Consider the following 1,676-nt stretch of genomic DNA (forward strand, 5'->3'; position numbering starts at 1 on the left):
TGGACTCGGCGATTGGAAGTATTGGGATGCATAGGCGTCCGCCAAATTTAGGTGGACGCCATCCTCGGGAGCCGCTGCGTCAGGCGCAAGGTGGGATCGCTGGACGCTCACAAATGAAGGGCTGATGAGCATTGCTTCCTTCTCGTCATCAAACGATCCGAAATCCTGGGACTTGGTCAATTTCCAGGCTCGGACCTCGCTACGTGTACGCAAAGTCCAGGCTGTGAACATGCCACCAATCATTTTTCTCGACGTCGACGACGTTATTTGCATTAACGCGCCATACGGCGGCTATGACGTCGTTGCACCCGACAGGCCTGCAGATTTGTGGGAAAAGCTGTTTCACCCAGCCGCCGTTGATACGCTGCTGACGATTCTCAGCGAGCATCGGCCGCACGTCGTTCTGACCACCAGCTGGCTACGCATGATGGACCGGGAGGGTTTCGAAGTCCTGTTCCGCCGGACGGGACTCGACGAGCTCTCGCGGGCACTTCATCCAAAGGCTTGGGAGGCCCCGCAGGCACGCGGCGAAACGCGTCTCGAAGCAATCGAAAAGTGGTTGGCTGCGAACCGCAAGGACGAGCCATTTGTCATCCTCGATGATCCTCTGTCCGGTACGGGCTTGATTGACTCGTCGCTGTTCAATAACGGACGCGTCGTGCTTTGCGAACTGAGCGTCGGGTTGACGGCCGATCATCTTGCCATTGTCAGGCGCGCGCTGGGCCGCTGATTCGACTTCCTCCTCAGTGCCATCGCCAAGTCGGCACCCTCCTCATGCGCTTATCGCGGATGTCAAGGTAGGCTTCACGATTGGCGAGTGGATGCGCGTGGTCGAGCCCGAGCTCTTCCAACGGTTCCTGCCGTGCGTGCGCAACGCCGCCGGCTCAGTACCGTCGGAAGAACTAATCAACATGCTCCACCACCGGTGTTGCGGGGACGCGCTAAGGCGCAAGTACCGCACACGGCACCACCGCAGAGTACGCGGACTTCGATGGAGTAGCTATCGCGCACCTAAGAGGGGAGGGAAGCCTCCCTCCCCGCCTTAAAGGCATGGACAACTTCTGAGTACAGAAGTTGCCCACACCACGGCTCCCCTCCCTCGGCAGTAAGAAAAAGACTACAACGCAATACCCTGCTCAAAAAGCAGCTTGACTACATTGGATCCGCTTGTTGTTCGGGAATTCGAGACCGGCGTTCTGGATGGCCGATCGCACGCGCTCCCGTGCTTCCTTGACTTCCACATCGGCCAGGCCGACCAGTGTGAAGCTGGGCAACCCGTTGGCCAGATGCACCTCGACCGTGACGCTGGCCGCTTCAAGACCCAGCAAGGCGCGGCTTTGCACCAAAGACAGACTCATTTCGCTCCCTATCCCCAAGATGGTGCGCCCATCTCTTGTTTCATGTTACGACGTGCATCCTTGGTCGCTGCCCGGCTCCGCAGGCTTGTTGACAGTTTGGCACGCTCCCTGCTTTGACATGGTTTCCACACCACTTCAAAACACTCCGAGGAGTCACTCGATGATGCACCGTAAATCCGTTCTGGTCCTGGCGATGAGCGCCCTTGCCGCCATGCCGATGCTCGCTGGCGCGCAGACTGCCGAGCCGCCGAACCTCACGGGCAACGTGGCGCTGACCACCAATTACAAGTTCCGTGGCCAGGATCAGGACGTGATCGG

General features: G+C 58.9%; 1 protein-coding gene and 1 pseudogene. One reads left to right on the forward strand and one right to left on the reverse strand.

Going from position 1 to position 1,676, the window contains the following annotated elements; all coding sequences use genetic code 11:
* Positions 1 to 124 precede the first annotated feature (124 nt).
* Positions 125 to 730: an HAD domain-containing protein gene (locus tag QTI04_RS34130; protein WP_286619632.1), complete on the forward strand. Its 606-nt coding sequence runs from the start codon at positions 125 to 127 to the stop codon at positions 728 to 730.
* A gap of 430 nt (positions 731 to 1,160) precedes the next feature.
* Here the strand turns inward: QTI04_RS34130 and QTI04_RS34135 are convergent.
* Positions 1,161 to 1,358 (reverse strand): annotated as a pseudogene (locus tag QTI04_RS34135) (magnesium chelatase domain-containing protein); the annotation flags it as partial.
* Positions 1,359 to 1,676: the final 318 nt, after the last annotated feature.

This window comes from Variovorax sp. J22R115, assembly GCF_030317005.1.
GTDB lineage: Bacteria > Pseudomonadota > Gammaproteobacteria > Burkholderiales > Burkholderiaceae_C > Variovorax.